General features: G+C 42.9%; 12 protein-coding genes. 4 read left to right on the top strand and 8 right to left on the bottom strand.

Going from position 1 to position 16,387, the window contains the following annotated elements; all coding sequences use genetic code 11:
- Positions 1-18 precede the first annotated feature (18 nt).
- From EV212_RS06895 to leuC, 8 genes are all read right to left on the bottom strand, one after another.
- Complete coding sequence (locus EV212_RS06895) at positions 19-1,236, bottom strand: DUF7309 domain-containing protein (protein WP_132090855.1); 1,218 nt, start codon at positions 1,234-1,236, stop codon at positions 19-21.
- A gap of 166 nt (positions 1,237-1,402) precedes the next feature.
- Positions 1,403-2,554 carry a 3-phosphoglycerate dehydrogenase family protein gene (locus tag EV212_RS06890; RefSeq protein ID WP_132090852.1) on the bottom strand — a complete coding sequence of 384 codons (1,152 nt, stop codon included), beginning with the start codon at positions 2,552-2,554 and terminating at the stop codon, positions 1,403-1,405.
- Positions 2,555-2,566: 12 nt separating this feature from the next.
- Complete coding sequence (serC, locus tag EV212_RS06885) at positions 2,567-3,649, bottom strand: 3-phosphoserine/phosphohydroxythreonine transaminase (RefSeq protein ID WP_132090849.1); 1,083 nt, start codon at positions 3,647-3,649, stop codon at positions 2,567-2,569.
- A gap of 31 nt (positions 3,650-3,680) precedes the next feature.
- Positions 3,681-5,360 carry a biosynthetic-type acetolactate synthase large subunit gene (ilvB, locus tag EV212_RS06880; protein ID WP_132090846.1) on the bottom strand — a complete coding sequence of 560 codons (1,680 nt, stop codon included), beginning with the start codon at positions 5,358-5,360 and terminating at the stop codon, positions 3,681-3,683.
- 14 nt (positions 5,361-5,374) lie between these two features.
- Positions 5,375-7,048 carry a dihydroxy-acid dehydratase gene (gene ilvD, locus EV212_RS06875; RefSeq protein WP_132090843.1) on the bottom strand — a complete coding sequence of 558 codons (1,674 nt, stop codon included), beginning with the start codon at positions 7,046-7,048 and terminating at the stop codon, positions 5,375-5,377.
- A 136-nt stretch (positions 7,049-7,184) separates the two neighbouring features.
- On the bottom strand, positions 7,185-8,267 hold the full coding sequence (gene leuB / locus EV212_RS06870) for a 3-isopropylmalate dehydrogenase (RefSeq protein WP_132090840.1): 1,083 nt from the start codon (positions 8,265-8,267) through the stop codon (positions 7,185-7,187).
- A gap of 24 nt (positions 8,268-8,291) precedes the next feature.
- Entirely contained in the window at positions 8,292-8,789 is a 498-nt protein-coding gene (gene leuD / locus EV212_RS06865; RefSeq protein WP_132090837.1) for a 3-isopropylmalate dehydratase small subunit, read from the bottom strand.
- Positions 8,790-8,805: 16 nt separating this feature from the next.
- Positions 8,806-10,068 (bottom strand): 3-isopropylmalate dehydratase large subunit, encoded by a 1,263-nt coding sequence (gene leuC, locus EV212_RS06860; protein WP_132090835.1) that lies wholly within the window; start codon positions 10,066-10,068, stop codon positions 8,806-8,808.
- Positions 10,069-10,195: 127 nt separating this feature from the next.
- Here leuC and EV212_RS06855 point away from each other — a divergent pair, with 127 nt between their 5' ends.
- From EV212_RS06855 to EV212_RS06840, 4 genes are all read left to right on the top strand, one after another.
- Complete coding sequence (locus EV212_RS06855; RefSeq protein ID WP_132090832.1) at positions 10,196-11,104, top strand: LysR family transcriptional regulator; 909 nt, start codon at positions 10,196-10,198, stop codon at positions 11,102-11,104.
- 5 nt (positions 11,105-11,109) lie between these two features.
- Positions 11,110-12,060 carry an AEC family transporter gene (locus EV212_RS06850; RefSeq protein ID WP_132090829.1) on the top strand — a complete coding sequence of 317 codons (951 nt, stop codon included), beginning with the start codon at positions 11,110-11,112 and terminating at the stop codon, positions 12,058-12,060.
- Between the two features lie 107 nt (positions 12,061-12,167).
- On the top strand, positions 12,168-14,090 hold the full coding sequence (locus tag EV212_RS06845) for a DNA gyrase/topoisomerase IV subunit B (protein ID WP_132090826.1): 1,923 nt from the start codon (positions 12,168-12,170) through the stop codon (positions 14,088-14,090).
- An 11-nt stretch (positions 14,091-14,101) separates the two neighbouring features.
- Positions 14,102-16,354: a DNA gyrase/topoisomerase IV subunit A gene (locus EV212_RS06840; protein ID WP_132090823.1), complete on the top strand. Its 2,253-nt coding sequence runs from the start codon at positions 14,102-14,104 to the stop codon at positions 16,352-16,354.
- Positions 16,355-16,387: the final 33 nt, after the last annotated feature.

Here is a 16,387-nt window from a genome sequence, read left to right as displayed (position 1 = left end):
AGCAATAATGCTCAGCACTTATATCCTGTCTAAAATATCTTCGATTCTTCTCTCAAGCTCAGGCGGTAATATTCCCGAAGCAATCATAATTTCCAGTTGTTCAATTAATTCCTCCGGCATACTTGCAAGTATATCATCAGGTAACTCTTCCATAGACTCAATCATTTGCATTAACTGAGAGATATTATGATCAATGGACTCATCATTCCAGAGTTCTTCAATCATACAATCCTGTGCTTCATCAAGGTAAGAAAGGTCTTCCTCAATCCGCACCTCTATGCCCATTTGCTTTCCAAAATTCTCCAGCAAAGCGAAGGTTCGCCCGTCCCTTACCAGAAGCTTTCCCGGTCGTCTCTTATTGGCCTTCAATGCTTCCGCCATCCCTCGAAGAATTTCCTCTGGCTTTTCTTCATAATCCATGACAATATCTATTGGAAGTAATATTCCATCTTTTCTGGATACCATCATGAGCATCATCGGGAAAAACGGCTGCTCTCCTGGCTCATTTTGAACCGGCTCAGGAAGTCGGACAAGCTCGCATTCAAAAACTTCCTTCTTCTTTATTCTTTTTAACATCGATATGGTAAACTCATCGAGATCATCTGATCTTGGAAATTCTTCTTCTTTTTCTTTCGGCAATGTCGTCATTTCCGTTATGATTTTATCATTATCCCTTTTAAAGAGAATAACTTCTTCCGATTTACCATCAATTTCTTTTATACCAAAATCATGCGCTGATCTTTTATTCAATTGATCCGCAATTTCAATGATCATTTCCAGCGCTTCTTTAATATGCACCTCTTCTTTTTCGGATAATATATTCCATGGATATTTGTTTGGGACATATTTTAAAAATTGAGGATAAGCATTTTTTCCTGAAAAACGTATGCCGTGTTTTTTTGCATACGCCCTGGCCTCCGCCAGTTCTTCATCTCTCAGTGCGTCCTTACTTTCAAATGCAACCTGCAAACAATTTTGTTGAATCAAATACTCTCGTCCTTTAAAAAAGGAGCAAAATTCTGCATCATCCTCTCCAATTTTTCTAAAACTTCGAAATCCGTCATCCCCGACATAAATAGCAATCGCTGTATATGTTCCACCTTTTCCCATGATGCTCACATAACCAATTTCTCCGTCTGAAAATTTTATGGCAAACATTTCATTGTCCCAAAGTTTTTTCCAAAGTTTTGTTTTCTTATACACAAATGCAAGTTCATACAATTTATCTGACGCCATAATGTCCTGTCCCTTTCTTCAAATATAAATATAGTATACCATATATCCACGGGAAGAGGGAAAGGTTTTCCAATAAAAATACCTCTGATAAGCATTAACTTTTCAGAGGTATTTAAAACCTTATATTTTTAACTGCATTTTCAAAAAACAGGCTGCAAAATTGGATTTATTTAATCACGCGAACCTTGACAACACCTTCGAGGGCCGCAACAGATTGAATAGCTTCATCCGTAACAGCAGATTTCGTATCAGCCAGAATATACATCCAGTCACCTTTTGTGTCTTTGACAACGTTTTCGGTCTCGCCAATAATTGCAGAAAGTTTTTCTGCAACACCTGCAGAACTTTTACAGCATACGGAAATACGTCCTGCTGCTGTACATACGCCAAGATCCGCCGCCGGATAATTTACAGAATTTTTGATGTTGCCGTTTTCGATAAAATCACGAACTTCTTTTGCCGCCATGATCGCACAGTTATCTTCGGATTCTTCAGTAGAAGCTCCAAGATGCGGCATAGCAATAACGCCTTCCATATTCGCTGTTTTGAAGTTCGGGAAGTCTGTTACATATTTTGCAACCTTTCCGGCTTTGATCGCATCTTCCATTGCATCATCATCCACAAGGACATCTCTTGCATAGTTCAGGACGATAACGCCATCTTTCATCTGGTCAAAAGCAGCTTTGCCAACCATTTTCTTTGTAGAATCCATAGCTGGTACATGAATCGTAATGAAATCACTGTTTTTATAGATTTCATTCAGATCGTCCGTTGTTGCAACCGTTCCGGAAAGTTTTGCTTTCATCGCATCATTCAGGAACGGGTCGTATCCGGTAACAACCATACCAAGGGCATCACAGGCATTTGCCACCATTGCACCAATGGCTCCCAAACCGATAACACCAATCTTTTTACCGAGGATTTCTGTACCGGCAAAAGCCTTTTTAGCCTTCTCCATAGTTTTTGAGATATTCTCATCGCCTTTATTCTCTGTTACCCAGTTTGCACCGGCAACCACATTACGTGTTGCCATGAAAAGTCCGGCAATAACAAGCTCTTTAACACCGTTGGCATTGGCTCCCGGCGTATTAAAAACAACGATACCTTTTTCAGCACATTTATCCAACGGAATATTATTAACGCCGGCTCCGGCTCTGGCCACAGCCAAAAGACCTTCCGGCAGCTCCATGTCATGCATTGCCGCACTTCTTACCATTGCAACCTGCGCATCGGCAAAGTTTTCTGTCTTTTCATAGGCATCGGTAAAGATATTCATTCCGATAGCAGCAATTGGATTCAAACAATTGATTTTATACATTTTAAACACCTCTTATTTATTCTCAGCAGCAAACTTCTTCATAAATTCAACAAGAGCCTCAACACCTTCATATGGCATTGCATTGTAAATACTTGCTCTCATACCACCGACCGTACGATGACCTTTCAGATTTTCAAATCCGGCTTTCTTTGCCTCAGCAACAAATTTATCTTCCAGTTCTTTGTCACCGATAACAAATGGAATATTCATCAATGAACGGTCTTCTTTTACAACAGTGCCTTTATAAAAATCCTGAGAATCCAAATAATCGTAGAAAAGTTTTGCTTTCTTTTCATTCTTCTCTTTCATAGCTTCCAATCCACCATTTTTCAGCAGCCATTTAAACACTTTTCCGCAGATATAAATGCCATAAGCCGGCGGTGTGTTGTAAAGAGAACCATTATCGGAATGAATCTTATATCTCAACATGTTTGGCGTTCCCGGAAGAACATCTTCTGAAATTAAGTCTTTACGGATAATACAGATGACCACACCGGCAGGTCCTACATTCTTCTGAGCGCCTGCATAAATCATACCATATTTAGATACATCCACTGGTTCGGATAAGAAGCAGGAAGACTGGTCAGAGATCAGATCCTTGCCCTTTGTATTTGGAAGGGTTTTATATTTTGTTCCATAAATTGTATTATTTTCACAGATATATACATAATCCATATCGTCTGTAATCGGTAAATCCGAACAATCCGGGATATAAGAGAATGTTTTATCTTTGGAGGATGCCAATTCTACAGCTTCGCCAAAAATAGCGGCTTCTTTCCATGCCTTTGTTGCCCACTGTCCGGTAATAACATAACCGGCTTTACGATTTTTCATAAAGTTCATTGGAATCATCGCAAACTGTGTGTTTGCTCCTCCCTGAAGGAAAAGTACCTCGTAATTATCCGGAATATTCATCAAAGTTCTCAAATCAGCCTCTGCCTCATTAATGATCGTCTCAAAGGCTTTGGAACGATGACTCATTTCCATAACACTCATACCTGTTCCCTTGTAATCCAGCATTTCATCTGCTGCTTCCTGCAAAACTTCCACTGGTAAAACAGCTGGTCCTGCTGAAAAATTCCATACTCTGCTCATTTCTCTTATCTCCTTTTCTTTTAATAATACTTTACTTTCTAATCATATCCTCTTCCGAAAATGCTTCAGAAATTGAAGCTCCCGGGGCTACCATCGGCCACACCTTATCATCACAGTCAATGAAACAGTTAATGACAACCGGACCGTCGGCGGACAACGCTTCTTTAAGCGCTTCCGTCAGTTCTTCTTTATTTGTGACATTCATGCCACGGCAGCCGCAGGCTTCCGCAATCCTCGCATAGTCAAAATCACCATCTAAAATGGTGCTGGAATATCGTCTTTCATAGAACAGTGTCTGCCACTGCCGTACCATTCCCAATACACTATTATTAAAAATCACTTCAATAATCGGAATGTTATATTTCGAAGCGGTAAGTAATTCATTAAAATTCATTCGGAAACAACCGTCACCGGCAATATTGATGACCGTTTTTTCCGGACAGGCCACCTTAGCGCCAATACTTGCGCCGAGACCATACCCCATAGTCCCAAGGCCGCCCGATGAAATAAATTTTCTCGGTGCATCATATTTATAGAACTGAGCTGCCCACATCTGATGCTGACCAACTTCTGTACAGATGACAGCATCTCCGTGGGTCATCTCATAGATTGTTTCTACAATCTGAGGTCCGGTCAGACGGTCCTTAGGATATGTCAGTGGATAACGGGTTTTTAATTCATTTATATACTGCATCCACTCATTATGTTCCATCTGATTCAACTGGGCACTCAGTTTTCTCAAAACCAATTTGGCATCGCCTGCAATGCAATGGGTTACCACAATATTTTTATTGATTTCCGAAGCATCCACATCAATCTGAAGAATCTGTGCCTTGTTGCCGAAAGTTTTTGGGTTTCCAATCACACGGTCAGAAAATCTGGAACCCACGACGATAATCAGATCGCTCTGATTCAACCCATAATTCGCCGCTTTTGTACCGTGCATGCCAAGCATACCCACATAGGCGTCACTCGTTCCATCAAAAGCCCCTTTTCCCATCAGAGAATCTGCCACCGGCGCATCGATTTTTTTCACAAACCGCCGCAGTTCTTCGGATGCATTTGCCAATGTGACACCACCGCCGACAAATACAAAGGGCCGTTTGGAATGGGCGATCATTGTCACTGCCTTTTCCACATCAATCTCATTAATCACAGAGGCGTCCGGCAGAATCGGTTCCGGCTTTTTATATGTATATTCAGTTTTTGTCGCTGTGACATTCTTCGTAATATCGATAACAACGGGGCCAGGACGACCGGTCTGGGCAATCCTGAAGGCCCGTCGGATAACATCCGCCAGTTTTGTAACATCTTTAACGATAAAATTATATTTTGTTACCGGCATTGTTATCCCTAAAATATCTATTTCCTGAAAACTGTCTTTTCCAAGAAGATTTAATCCCACATTACAGGTAATCATGACCACTGGAATCGAATCCATATAGGCCGTTGCGATGCCTGTTACCATATTCGTCGCTCCCGGCCCGGAAGTCGCAAAACAGACGCCGACCTTCCCGGTCGCTCTGGCATAACCGTCCGCCGCATGGGAAGCCCCCTGTTCATGGGATGTCAAATAATGGGTAATCTCATCTCTATGCTTATACAATTCATCGTATACATTTAAAATGGCACCGCCAGGGAATCCGAAAACTGTATCTACGCCCTGCTCTTTCAGACATTCAATCACAATTTGTGCGCCTGTTAATTCCATATAATTACCTCTTTCTAATTCGCTTTAGGTATTTCAAGAATTGCTCCTCGGTTACCGGAGGTTACCATAGAAGCATATCTTGCCAGGTATCCAGTAGTTACTTTTGGCTCCCGCGGCTGCCATTTTGCCCGGCGGGCTTCAAGTTCTTCATCGCTGACATCCACATTAATCGTATTGGCCGGAATATCAATTTTAATGATATCGCCTTCTTCAATTAAAGCGATCGGACCGCCGACTGCAGCTTCCGGTGATACATGTCCAATAGATGCACCTCTGGAAGCGCCGGAGAATCGTCCATCAGTTATAAGCGCTACGCTGGCACCAAGTCCCATACCCGCAATGGCTGAGGTTGGATTGAGCATTTCACGCATACCCGGGCCGCCTTTCGGACCTTCATATCGAATAACGACCACATCTCCGGCAACGATCTGTCCGCCTTTGATGGCTGCGATTGCATCTTCTTCACAGTCAAATACCCGTGCCGGTCCTTCATGGATCATCATTTCTGGTACAACGGCAGAACGTTTAACAACACAGGAATCCGGTGCAATATTTCCTTTTAATACGGCAATACCGCCTGTCGTGCTGTATGGATTGTCAATCGGACGGATAACCTCCGGATTCTTATTGACACATCCTGCAATATTTTCACCAACGGTTTTGCCTGTCACTGTCATCAGATCTGTATATAATAAACCTTTTTTATTTAATTCGTTCATCACGGCATAAACACCGCCGGCTTCATTCAAATCTTCCATGTATGTGTATCCTGCCGGAGCCAGATGACACAGGTTTGGTGTCCTGGCGCTGATTTCATTGGCAATATCCACGTTCAGCTCCACACCGGCTTCATGGGCGATCGCCGGAAGATGAAGCATACTGTTTGTAGAACATCCAAGGGCCATATCTACAGTCAGCGCATTCATAAATGCTTTTTCTGTCATAATGTCTCTCGGACGAATATTTTTCTCAAGCATTTCCATAACCTTCATACCAGCATGTTTTGCAAGACGAAGCCGCTCGGAATAGACAGCCGGGATGGTTCCATTTCCCTGAAGACCCATGCCCAAAACTTCCGTCAGACAGTTCATGGAGTTGGCTGTATACATACCGGAACAGGAACCGCAGGTCGGACAAACCTTATTCACGAACTCGTCGACCTGATCTTCTGTCATCGTACCGGCCGCATAGGAACCTACAGCTTCAAACATACTGGAAAGGCTTCGTTTTTCACCGCTGACACGGCCGGCCAGCATCGGACCGCCGCTAACAAATACCGTCGGAATATTCAGACGAGCCGCTGCCATCAAAAGTCCCGGGACATTTTTATCGCAGTTCGGCACCATGACAAGGGCATCAAACTGATGAGCTGTAGCCATACATTCGGTAGAATCTGCAATCAAATCCCGTGTTACGAGAGAATATTTCATACCAATATGGCCCATAGCGATGCCGTCACATACAGCAATAGCCGGGAAGACGATTGGTGTGCCGCCAGCCATGGCAACGCCCATTTTTACAGCATCAACAATTTTGTCAATATTCATATGTCCAGGTACGATTTCATTATAAGAGCTCACAATACCAACCAAGGGTCTTGAAAGTTCTTCTTTCGTCATACCTAAAGCATTAAATAATGAACGTTGAGGTGCAGACTGCATCCCCTTGGTTACAACATCACTTTTCATTATCATTTTCCTTTCTTAAAGCATTAAAGTGTCACGAACAATGTATTGTTCACAGTATACCACATTTTTCTATAATTGCAATGGTTTTGTATTATTTGATACTTTTTAGTACATTTTGTATCGAATTGGAAATATATTACAACCTTTCCACAATGGCATCGCCCATTTCTTTACATCCGACAAACAGACAACCATCGGACATAATATCCACCGTACGATAACCATCTTCCAATACTTTTTGTACAGCAGCTTCAATGGCATCAGCCTCTGCATCCAGATTAAGAGAATAACGGAGCAGCATAGCTGCTGAAAGAATCGTGGCGATCGGGTTTGCCTTATTCTGTCCGGCAATATCCGGTGCAGAACCATGACTTGGCTCATAAAGGCCAAGGCTTGTTGCGCTTAAGCTTGCAGAGGACAGCATGCCGATGGAACCGGTCACTTCACTTGCTTCGTCGGAAAGAATATCGCCAAACATATTCTCTGTAAGAATTACATCGAACTGACCCGGATTTTTCACAAGCTGCATGGCGCAGTTATCAACCAACATATGTGAATAGGTGACTTCCGGATAATCCCTGGCAACCTCTTCCACGACCTTCCGCCACAGACGGGAAGAATCCAGTACATTCGCCTTATCTACACTGACAACATTTTTGCGACGCTTCATGGCTGTCTCAAAACCTTTAATAGCAATACGACGGATTTCATTTTCATCGTAAGTTAAAGAATCATAAGCTTTCAGGACCCCATTCTCTTCCACTGTTTTCCGTTCACCAAAATAAAGGCCACCGGTCAGCTCGCGCATAATGACCATATCGAAACCATCCCCGATGATTTCATCTTTTAAAGGACATGCAGCTTTAAGTTCTTTGTATAAATAAGCGGGACGGATATTCGCAAACAATCCAAGGGATTTTCGGAGTTTTAAAAGTCCGGCTTCCGGTCTCAGTGACGGCTCCAGCTTATACCAAGGGGAGGTCGTCGTATCCCCGCCGATGGAGCCTAAAAGAACCGCGTCACTTGCTTTACAGGTCTCGATCGCTTCGTCGGTAAGCGGCACTCCTGTGGCATCAATAGAGCAACCACCCATTAACACCTGGGTATAATTAAAGGTATGACCAAATTTTTCCGCTACCTTATCCATCACTTTTATAGCTTCTGTGACGATCTCCGGACCGATACCGTCACCTTTAATGACTGCAATATTAAAATTCATTCTTCTCTTCCTTTCGTTATTGAATCAGTCGTTTTTCAATGACTGATTCATGTAATTGATCAAACCGCCGGCGGTAATCAGTTCCTGCATAAACGGAGGGAAGGCCTCCCCTTTATAAGATTCATTTTTTGTACGATTATAAATCATGCCATTATCAAAATCAATTTCCACCTGATCACCGGCTTCAATCTTTTCAGCCGCTTCTTTACATTCAATGATCGGAAGGCCAATGTTGATCGCATTCCGGTAGAAAATCCGTGCAAAGGTTTCTGCTATTACACAGCTGATGCCAGAAGCCTTAATGGCGATTGGTGCATGCTCACGGGAAGAACCACAGCCAAAATTCTTGCGTGCTACCATAATATCGCCCTCTTTTACCTTTTTAACAAAGTCTGTGTCTATATCTTCCATACAGTGGGCAGCTAATCCCTTCGGATCGGTTGTTGCCAAATGTCTGGCCGGGATAATAACGTCTGTATCTACATTGTCACCATATTTAAAAACTGAACCAAATGCTTTCATTATTCAATGTACCTCCTTAATCTAATTCACATGGGCAGGAAATCTTGCCTGTAATCGCACTTGCTGCAGCAACAGCCGGACTTGTCAGATAAATTTCAGATGTCACATGACCCATACGTCCAACGAAATTACGGTTTGTGGTGGAGACACATCTTTCTCCCTCTGCAAGAATACCCATATAACCACCAAGACACGGTCCGCAGGTCGGTGTACTTACGATAGCACCGGCTTCAATAAAGTCTTTAATATATCCTGCCTCCATGGCATCCAGATAGATTTTCTGTGTGGCCGGAATAATAATCACACGAAGGCCCTTTGCAATCTTGCGTCCCCGCATAATTTCAGCAGCAATTCTCAAGTCCTCAAGACGTCCGTTTGTACATGAACCAATAACCACCTGGTCAATGGCAATATCGCTGATTTCATCGATCGGATGGGTATTTTCCGGCAGATGCGGGAATGCCACTGTTGGTTTTAATGTGCTCAGATCAATGGTATAAATCTCATCATATTCTGCATCCGCATCGGCTTCAAAGACTTTATATGGCTTGTCACTATGTTCTTTTACATAAGCCAGAGCCTTTTCGTCCACAGGGAAAATACCGTTCTTTGCACCGGCTTCGATCGCCATATTTGCAATTGTGAAACGGTCATCCATGGAAAGATACTGAATACCGTCTCCCACAAATTCCAGAGAACGATACAGTGCGCCATCCACACCGATCATACCGATCAAGTGCAGGATAATATCTTTACCGCTGATCCATTTTGCCGGTTTTCCGGACAAAACAACTTGAATAGCAGAAGGTACTTTAAACCATGCTTTTCCTGTCACGATACCACAGGCTGCATCCGTACTTCCCACGCCTGTAGAAAATGCACCGATAGCACCATATGTACATGTATGAGAGTCAGCACCGATAATTGTGTCACCTGCGGTAACAATACCTTTTTCCGGCAGAAGTGCGTGTTCAATCCCCATCTCGCCAACCTCATAAAAATGAGTCACGTCATTAGCTCTTGCAAATTCACGCATACATTTACAATTCTGTGCAGACTGGATATCCTTATTTGGTGAAAAATGATCCGGAATCAAAGCGACTTTATCCTTATCAAAAACACCCTTTTTTTCAAATTTTACCATTTCATTAATGGATACAGGGCCTGTAATATCATTTGCCAATACCATATCCAGATTGGCCATAATCAACTGTCCGGCATGAACTTCCTCAAGTCCGGCAGCAGATGCTAAAATTTTCTGGGTCATCGTCATTCCCATGATAATTCCTCCTTGATTTCTCTTTTTATTTCATAATAGTTATTGATAGAATATCACATTTAAGGCTATAATAGAAATACATATTACGAATATTTATCATGAAATGTAGTTATGGGAGGTATGTTTTATGGAACAACATTTATCCCTGTATCGGATTTTTTATACAGTAGCAAATACAGGGAATATTTCTCAGGCGGCCAAACAGCTTTATAACAGTCAGCCGGCCATCAGCAAATCCATCAGCCGTCTGGAAGAAAGTCTGGGGGTTACTCTTTTTTCCAGGAGCTCGCGGGGTGTGGCGCTGACAGAAGAAGGACGCATTCTCTACCAGCATGTCCGCGCCGCCTTTGAGGCCATTGACACGGGTGAAGAACAGATTCGCCGGATGACGGCTCTGGACATGGGTAATCTGCATATTGGAGTCAGTAACACATTGTGCAAGTTTGTCCTACTGCCCTATCTTCAATCTTTTATCGAAGCCTATCCCCATATTAAAATTTTAATTTCCTGCCTGTCCTCCAACCAGACACTTGCGCTGCTGGATTCAGGAAAAATTGATATTGGCCTGGTAGCCCATCCGGGAAGTCTCCGGACATTGGATTTTTATTCCCTGGGTACCATCCAGGATATTTTTGTGTCCTCTCCGGCTTATCTGGCAAATCTGGACTTAAGACCGGAAGAAATGAACAACGGCCGACAGCTTTTTGAAAAGGGTACGCTCATGCTTCTGGACAAGCATAACATGACCCGCCAGTACATTGATGATTACCTGACCACAAATCATCTCCAGACGCATCATACAATTGAGACCACCTCCATGGAACTTCTCATCGAATTCGCCAAAATTGGTCTTGGAGTCGGCTGTGTCATTAAAGAATTTGTACAGGAAGAACTGAAAAAAGGCCAGCTCATTGAAATTCCGCTGGATATCCCGATTCACCGGAGAGAAATCGGTTTTACCTATATTAAAAAACGACGGCAGGAAAAAGCTGTCCAGCATTTTATCGACTTTTATAAATCTATAAAGGAGAACTAAGCATTATGGAAAATTTTATATTCAGTTTAAACGCCACCATACCCATTTTTTTAATTATTATCCTTGGATGGGTACTGATGCAAGTGGGAATTTTTAACAAAGAATTCACCACTGTTGCTGACCGGTACGTATTCAAAGTGGCCCTGCCGCTGCTCGTCTTTAAAGATATTGCCACCGCAGATATTTATGAAATGTTTAATTTAAAATTTGTTCTTTTCTGCGCCATCGGAACTACACTGATGTTCCTTGGTGTCTGGCTGTTTGCCCACTGGTATTGCAAAGACAAATCCATGGTCGGTGCATTTACTCAGGCAGCCGCCCGAGGCAGTGCAGCCATTCTTGGTATCGCTTTTGTGGAAAATATTTACGGCAATTCGGGCATGGCGCCAATGATGATCGTATCGGCCGTACCTCTCTACAATATTTTTTCGGTTGTGATACTGACTTTCGGCGCTTCGGACGCTGACATGGCAGATCGCGGCGGAAATATTAAAAAAGCCTGCATCAATGTTGCCAAAAACCCAATCATTATTGGTATTCTGGCCGGCTGTATTTTTGCCTTTTTCAGAATTCCGATTCCTTATATTCCACTGAAAGCCATCAACAATATTGCGGCAACAGCAAGCCCGATTGCCCTGCTCGTAGTCGGAGCCACCTTTGAAGGCAGAAAAGCTCTGGCAAAAATCAAGCCGAGCCTCGTTGCGACTCTGATCAAACTTATCATCATTCCTGCCATCTTTTTTCCATTTGCCATCCTTTTCGGCTTCCGTAACAGTGAATTGGTGGCCATCCTCGTCATGCTCGGCTCACCGACCACAGTAAGCTGTTACATAATGGCAAAAAATATGAATAACGATGCGGTTTTAACATCGAGTATTGTCGTTATGGCAACCCTTTTGTCATCGATATCCTTAACCGCATGGATTTTTATCCTCCGCAGTTTCGGACTCATTTAAAAATATTGCTGTCTTTTCTAAACTGGAAATTTTCAAATTGACATGTTAAGATAGACAGGGCAAATGCCCATAAGTATTTAAGGTAAGAAAAGAAAGGATTTTTATATATGGCACAATCAAATCATTATGATGCCGACAGTATTTCGGTGCTTGAGGGTCTGGAGGCTGTCCGCAAACGGCCCGGAATGTATATCGGCAGCGTCTCAAGGAAAGGACTGAATCATCTCATTTATGAAATCGTTGACAATGCGGTGGATGAACATCTGGCCGGCTTCTGCGACCGGATTCATGTCACTCTGAATAAAGACGGTTCAGCCACCATTGAAGATAATGGCCGGGGTGTTCCCGTAGGAATGCATGAAAAAGGACTTCCGGCAGAACGTCTTGTATTTACCACTCTCCACGCAGGCGGTAAGTTCGACGATTCCGCTTATAAAACAAGCGGCGGCCTGCATGGTGTTGGAAGCTCTGTAGTAAACGCATTGTCCGAATGGATGGATGTGGAAATTTCAAGAGAAGGCTGCGTTCATCATGATCACTTTAAACGGGGTATCCCGGATATCGAACTGGAAAACGGCTTGCTTCCAACCCTTAGAAAAACTCGGAAAACCGGGACAAAAATATCTTTCCTTCCCGATTCTGAAATCTTTGAAAAAACGCGTTTTAAAGAAGATGAGGTCATCAGCCGTCTCCACGAAACGGCCTATCTGAATCCGGAATTAACGATCATCTACGATGACTTGCGGGAAAACACACCAGAACATCTGGAATTTCATGAGCCGGACGGTATTATCGGATTCATAAAAGATTTAAATAAAAACAAAGAAACTGTCTGCGATGTTATTTATTTAAAGGGCGAGGCGGAAGGTATTCAGGTAGAAGCGGCCTTCCAGTACGTTAATGAATTTCACGAAAATGTACTCGGTTTTTGTAACAACATCTATAATGCAGAAGGCGGTACCCATATCACCGGATTTAAAACAGCATTTACAACCGTCATGAATGCCTATGCCAGAGAACTCAATATTTTAAAGGAAAAAGATACAAATTTCACTGGTGCGGATATCCGAAATGGGATGACAGCCATCGTATCGATCAAACATCCGGATCCGAGATTTGAAGGCCAGACAAAGACCAAGCTGGACAATCAGGACGCTGCCAAAGCCACTGGAAAAATCACTGGTGATGAACTGCCAAGATACTTTGATAAAAATCTGGAGACTTTGAAAAATGTTTTGGCCTGCGCCGAAAAGGCCGCTAAAATACGCAAAACAGAGGAACGTGCTAAAACCAATCTTCTGACAAAACCAAAGTTTTCTTTTGATTCTAATGGAAAACTTGCCAACTGCGAAAGCCGCGATCCTTCTATCTGTGAAATTTTTATCGTCGAGGGAGATTCTGCCGGGGGATCGGCCAAAACAGCCCGCGACCGTCACTATCAGGCAATTTTACCGATTCGCGGTAAAATTCTAAATGTAGAAAAAGCAAGTATTGACAAAGTCCTGGCCAATGCCGAAATCAAAACCATGATCAATGCCTTTGGCTGTGGCTTCTCCGAGGGTTACGGAAATGATTTTGATATCAGCAAACTGCGTTATAACAAAATCATCATCATGGCTGATGCGGATGTGGATGGCGCTCATATTTCCACCCTTCTTCTCACCCTGTTCTACCGTTTTATGCCGGAACTGATTTTCGAAGGCCATGTGTATATTGCTATGCCGCCGCTTTATAAAGCAATGCCATCCAAAGGTAAAGAAGAATACCTTTATGATGATGAAGCGCTGGCAAAATACCGCAAGACTCATAAAGGCAGTTTTACTTTACAGCGATATAAAGGTCTGGGTGAGATGGATGCCACCCAACTCTGGGAAACAACCTTAAATCCTGAAACCCGTATTTTAAAACAGGTGGAAATTGAAGACGCCCGCATGGCTTCCGATGTCACAGAGCTCTTGATGGGGACGGACGTACCACCAAGAAAATCATTTATCTACCGGCATGCCCATGATGCCGAACTGGATATTTAGGAGGCGAACTCATGGAAAAGAAAACAACAGAAGAACAGATTATCCGTACTGAATACTCAGAAATTATGCAAAAATCTTATATTGACTATGCCATGAGCGTCATCATTGCCCGTGCTCTTCCTGATGTACGCGACGGACTAAAGCCGGTTCAACGCCGGACACTTTATGATATGTATGAATTGGGCATCCGTTACGATAAGCCCTATCGTAAATCAGCCCGTATCGTCGGTGATACAATGGGTAAGTATCACCCTCACGGCGACAGTTCGATTTATGAATCTCTGGTCGTTATGAGCCAGGATTTCAAAAAGGAAGAACCTCTGGTAGATGGTCACGGCAATTTTGGCTCCATTGAGGGCGACGGCGCCGCCGCTATGCGTTATACCGAAGCTCGTCTTCAGAAACTGACACAGGAAGCCTTTTTAACCGATCTGGATAAAAATGTTATCGACTTCCAGCCAAACTTTGATGAAACTGAAAAAGAACCGGAAGTTCTTCCCGCCCGGATTCCCAACCTTTTAATCAACGGCGCGGAAGGTATTGCCGTCGGTATGGCTACCAGTATTCCGCCTCACAATACGTGCGAAGTCATTGATGCGGTTCTTGCCTACATGAAAAATACAGATATTACCACCCAAGAATTATTGAAGATTATGCCTGGTCCGGATTTTCCAACCGGCGGAATTGTAACAAATAAAGACGAACTGATCTCCATCTATGAAACTGGTCAGGGAAAAATTAAACTCCGCGGCAAGGTCGAAGTTGAAAAAATCAAAGGCGGCCGTGAACAGCTTGTTATCACCGAAATTCCTTATACAATGATCGGCGCCGGTATCGGTAAATTTCTAAATGATGTTTATGCTCTGGTTGAGAGTAAAAAAACAAATGATATTGTCGATATTTCCAATCAGTCTTCCAAGGAAGGTATCCGTATTGTTTTAGAACTTCGCCGGAATACGGATGTGGAAAATCTCAAAAATATGCTTTATAAAAAGACGCGCCTCGAAGATACCTTTGGCGTCAATATGCTCGCTGTTGCCGGAGGCCGTCCGGAAACTCTCAGTTTAAAAGCCATCATCGAAAATTTCCTGGACTTCCAGTTTGATATCAACACCCGCAAATACCAGCATCTATTGGTAAAAGAGCAGGAAAAACGGGAAATCCAGGAAGGTTTGATCAAAGCCTGCGATGTCATAGATCTGATCATTGAAATCCTCCGAGGTTCTGAAAACATTAAACAGGCAAAAAGCTGTCTGGTTCATGGCATAACTGAAGGCATAAACTTTAAAACAAAAACTTCAGAACGGGCGGCAAAGAAATTACGCTTTACTGAAAGCCAGGCCACAGCTATCCTGGAAATGCGTCTTTACAAGCTTATTGGGCTGGAAATTGAGGCCCTTCAGAAAGAACATGAAATGACCTTAGAAAATATTGCCAAATATGAAGATATTCTGGAGAATCATTCCAGCATGTCCCGGGTGATCACAAAAGAACTCCAGGCCTTCCGTAAATCTTATGCCCGTCCAAGACGGACTCAAATTATCAATGCCAAAGAAGCAGTTTTCGAAGAAAAGAAATTCGAAGAAATTGAAATTGTTTTCCTGATGGACCGTTTTGGTTACTGCCGTACTGTCGATGTGCCAACTTTTGAACGAAATCGAGACGCCGCACTCACTGAAAACAAATATGTCATTCAATGTATGAACACTGATAGGCTCTGTCTCTTCACTGATGCAGGACATATGCACATGATCAAAGTATCGGCACTGCCTTATGGAAAATTCAGAGATAAGTCCATACCAATCGATAATTTCGGAAACTATAATAGCAGTGAGGAAAGTCTTGTCTATGTCGACTGCCTCACAAATGTCATTGGCAGTCGCCTGCTCTTCGCCACCGGACAGGCCATGTTTAAACAAGTGAACGGCGAGGAATTTAATGTTTCCAAGCGAACCATTGCTTCCACAAAACTCTCCGACAATGATAAAGTCATTGCCGTACTTCCTCTGTCAGATGCCACTCATGTGGCACTACGAACCAAAAATGGAATCTTCCTCCGATTCGACATCAATGAAGTACCAGAAAAGAAAAAAGCTGCTCTCGGCGTTCGTGGAATCAAGCTGTCCGGAGATGATATGGTTGACGAAGTTTATCTGCTTGCCAAAAACGGCGAAATGATCATTACCTATAACGATAAATCCATTTCTCTGAACAAGCTGAAACTTGGTCATCGGGATACAAAAGGGACAAAACTCCGAATCTAAAATACTTTGCCGTACCTACACAGCATTTAACTT

This window comes from Frisingicoccus caecimuris (assembly GCF_004340975.1).
Lineage (GTDB): Bacteria > Bacillota > Clostridia > Lachnospirales > Lachnospiraceae > Frisingicoccus > Frisingicoccus caecimuris.
Note: the sequence above shows the minus strand (reverse complement) of the source record. Positions and strands in the feature narration are given on the sequence as shown.

Excerpts from the sequence above, each read along its gene's own strand:
- EV212_RS06840 (WP_132090823.1), top strand. The coding sequence starts at position 14,102 with ATGGAAAAGAAAACAACAGAAGAACAGATTATCCGTACTGAATACTCA.
- ilvD (WP_132090843.1), bottom strand. The coding sequence starts at position 7,048 with ATGAAAAGTGATGTTGTAACCAAGGGGATGCAGTCTGCACCTCAACGT.
- EV212_RS06855 (WP_132090832.1), top strand. The coding sequence starts at position 10,196 with ATGGAACAACATTTATCCCTGTATCGGATTTTTTATACAGTAGCAAAT.
- leuB (WP_132090840.1), bottom strand. The coding sequence starts at position 8,267 with ATGAATTTTAATATTGCAGTCATTAAAGGTGACGGTATCGGTCCGGAG.
- EV212_RS06845 (WP_132090826.1), top strand. The coding sequence starts at position 12,168 with ATGGCACAATCAAATCATTATGATGCCGACAGTATTTCGGTGCTTGAG.
- serC (WP_132090849.1), bottom strand. The coding sequence starts at position 3,649 with ATGAGCAGAGTATGGAATTTTTCAGCAGGACCAGCTGTTTTACCAGTG.
- EV212_RS06890 (WP_132090852.1), bottom strand. The coding sequence starts at position 2,554 with ATGTATAAAATCAATTGTTTGAATCCAATTGCTGCTATCGGAATGAAT.
- ilvB (WP_132090846.1), bottom strand. The coding sequence starts at position 5,360 with ATGGAATTAACAGGCGCACAAATTGTGATTGAATGTCTGAAAGAGCAG.
- EV212_RS06850 (WP_132090829.1), top strand. The coding sequence starts at position 11,110 with ATGGAAAATTTTATATTCAGTTTAAACGCCACCATACCCATTTTTTTA.
- leuC (WP_132090835.1), bottom strand. The coding sequence starts at position 10,068 with ATGGGAATGACGATGACCCAGAAAATTTTAGCATCTGCTGCCGGACTT.
- leuD (WP_132090837.1), bottom strand. The coding sequence starts at position 8,789 with ATGAAAGCATTTGGTTCAGTTTTTAAATATGGTGACAATGTAGATACA.
- EV212_RS06895 (WP_132090855.1), bottom strand. The coding sequence starts at position 1,236 with ATGGCGTCAGATAAATTGTATGAACTTGCATTTGTGTATAAGAAAACA.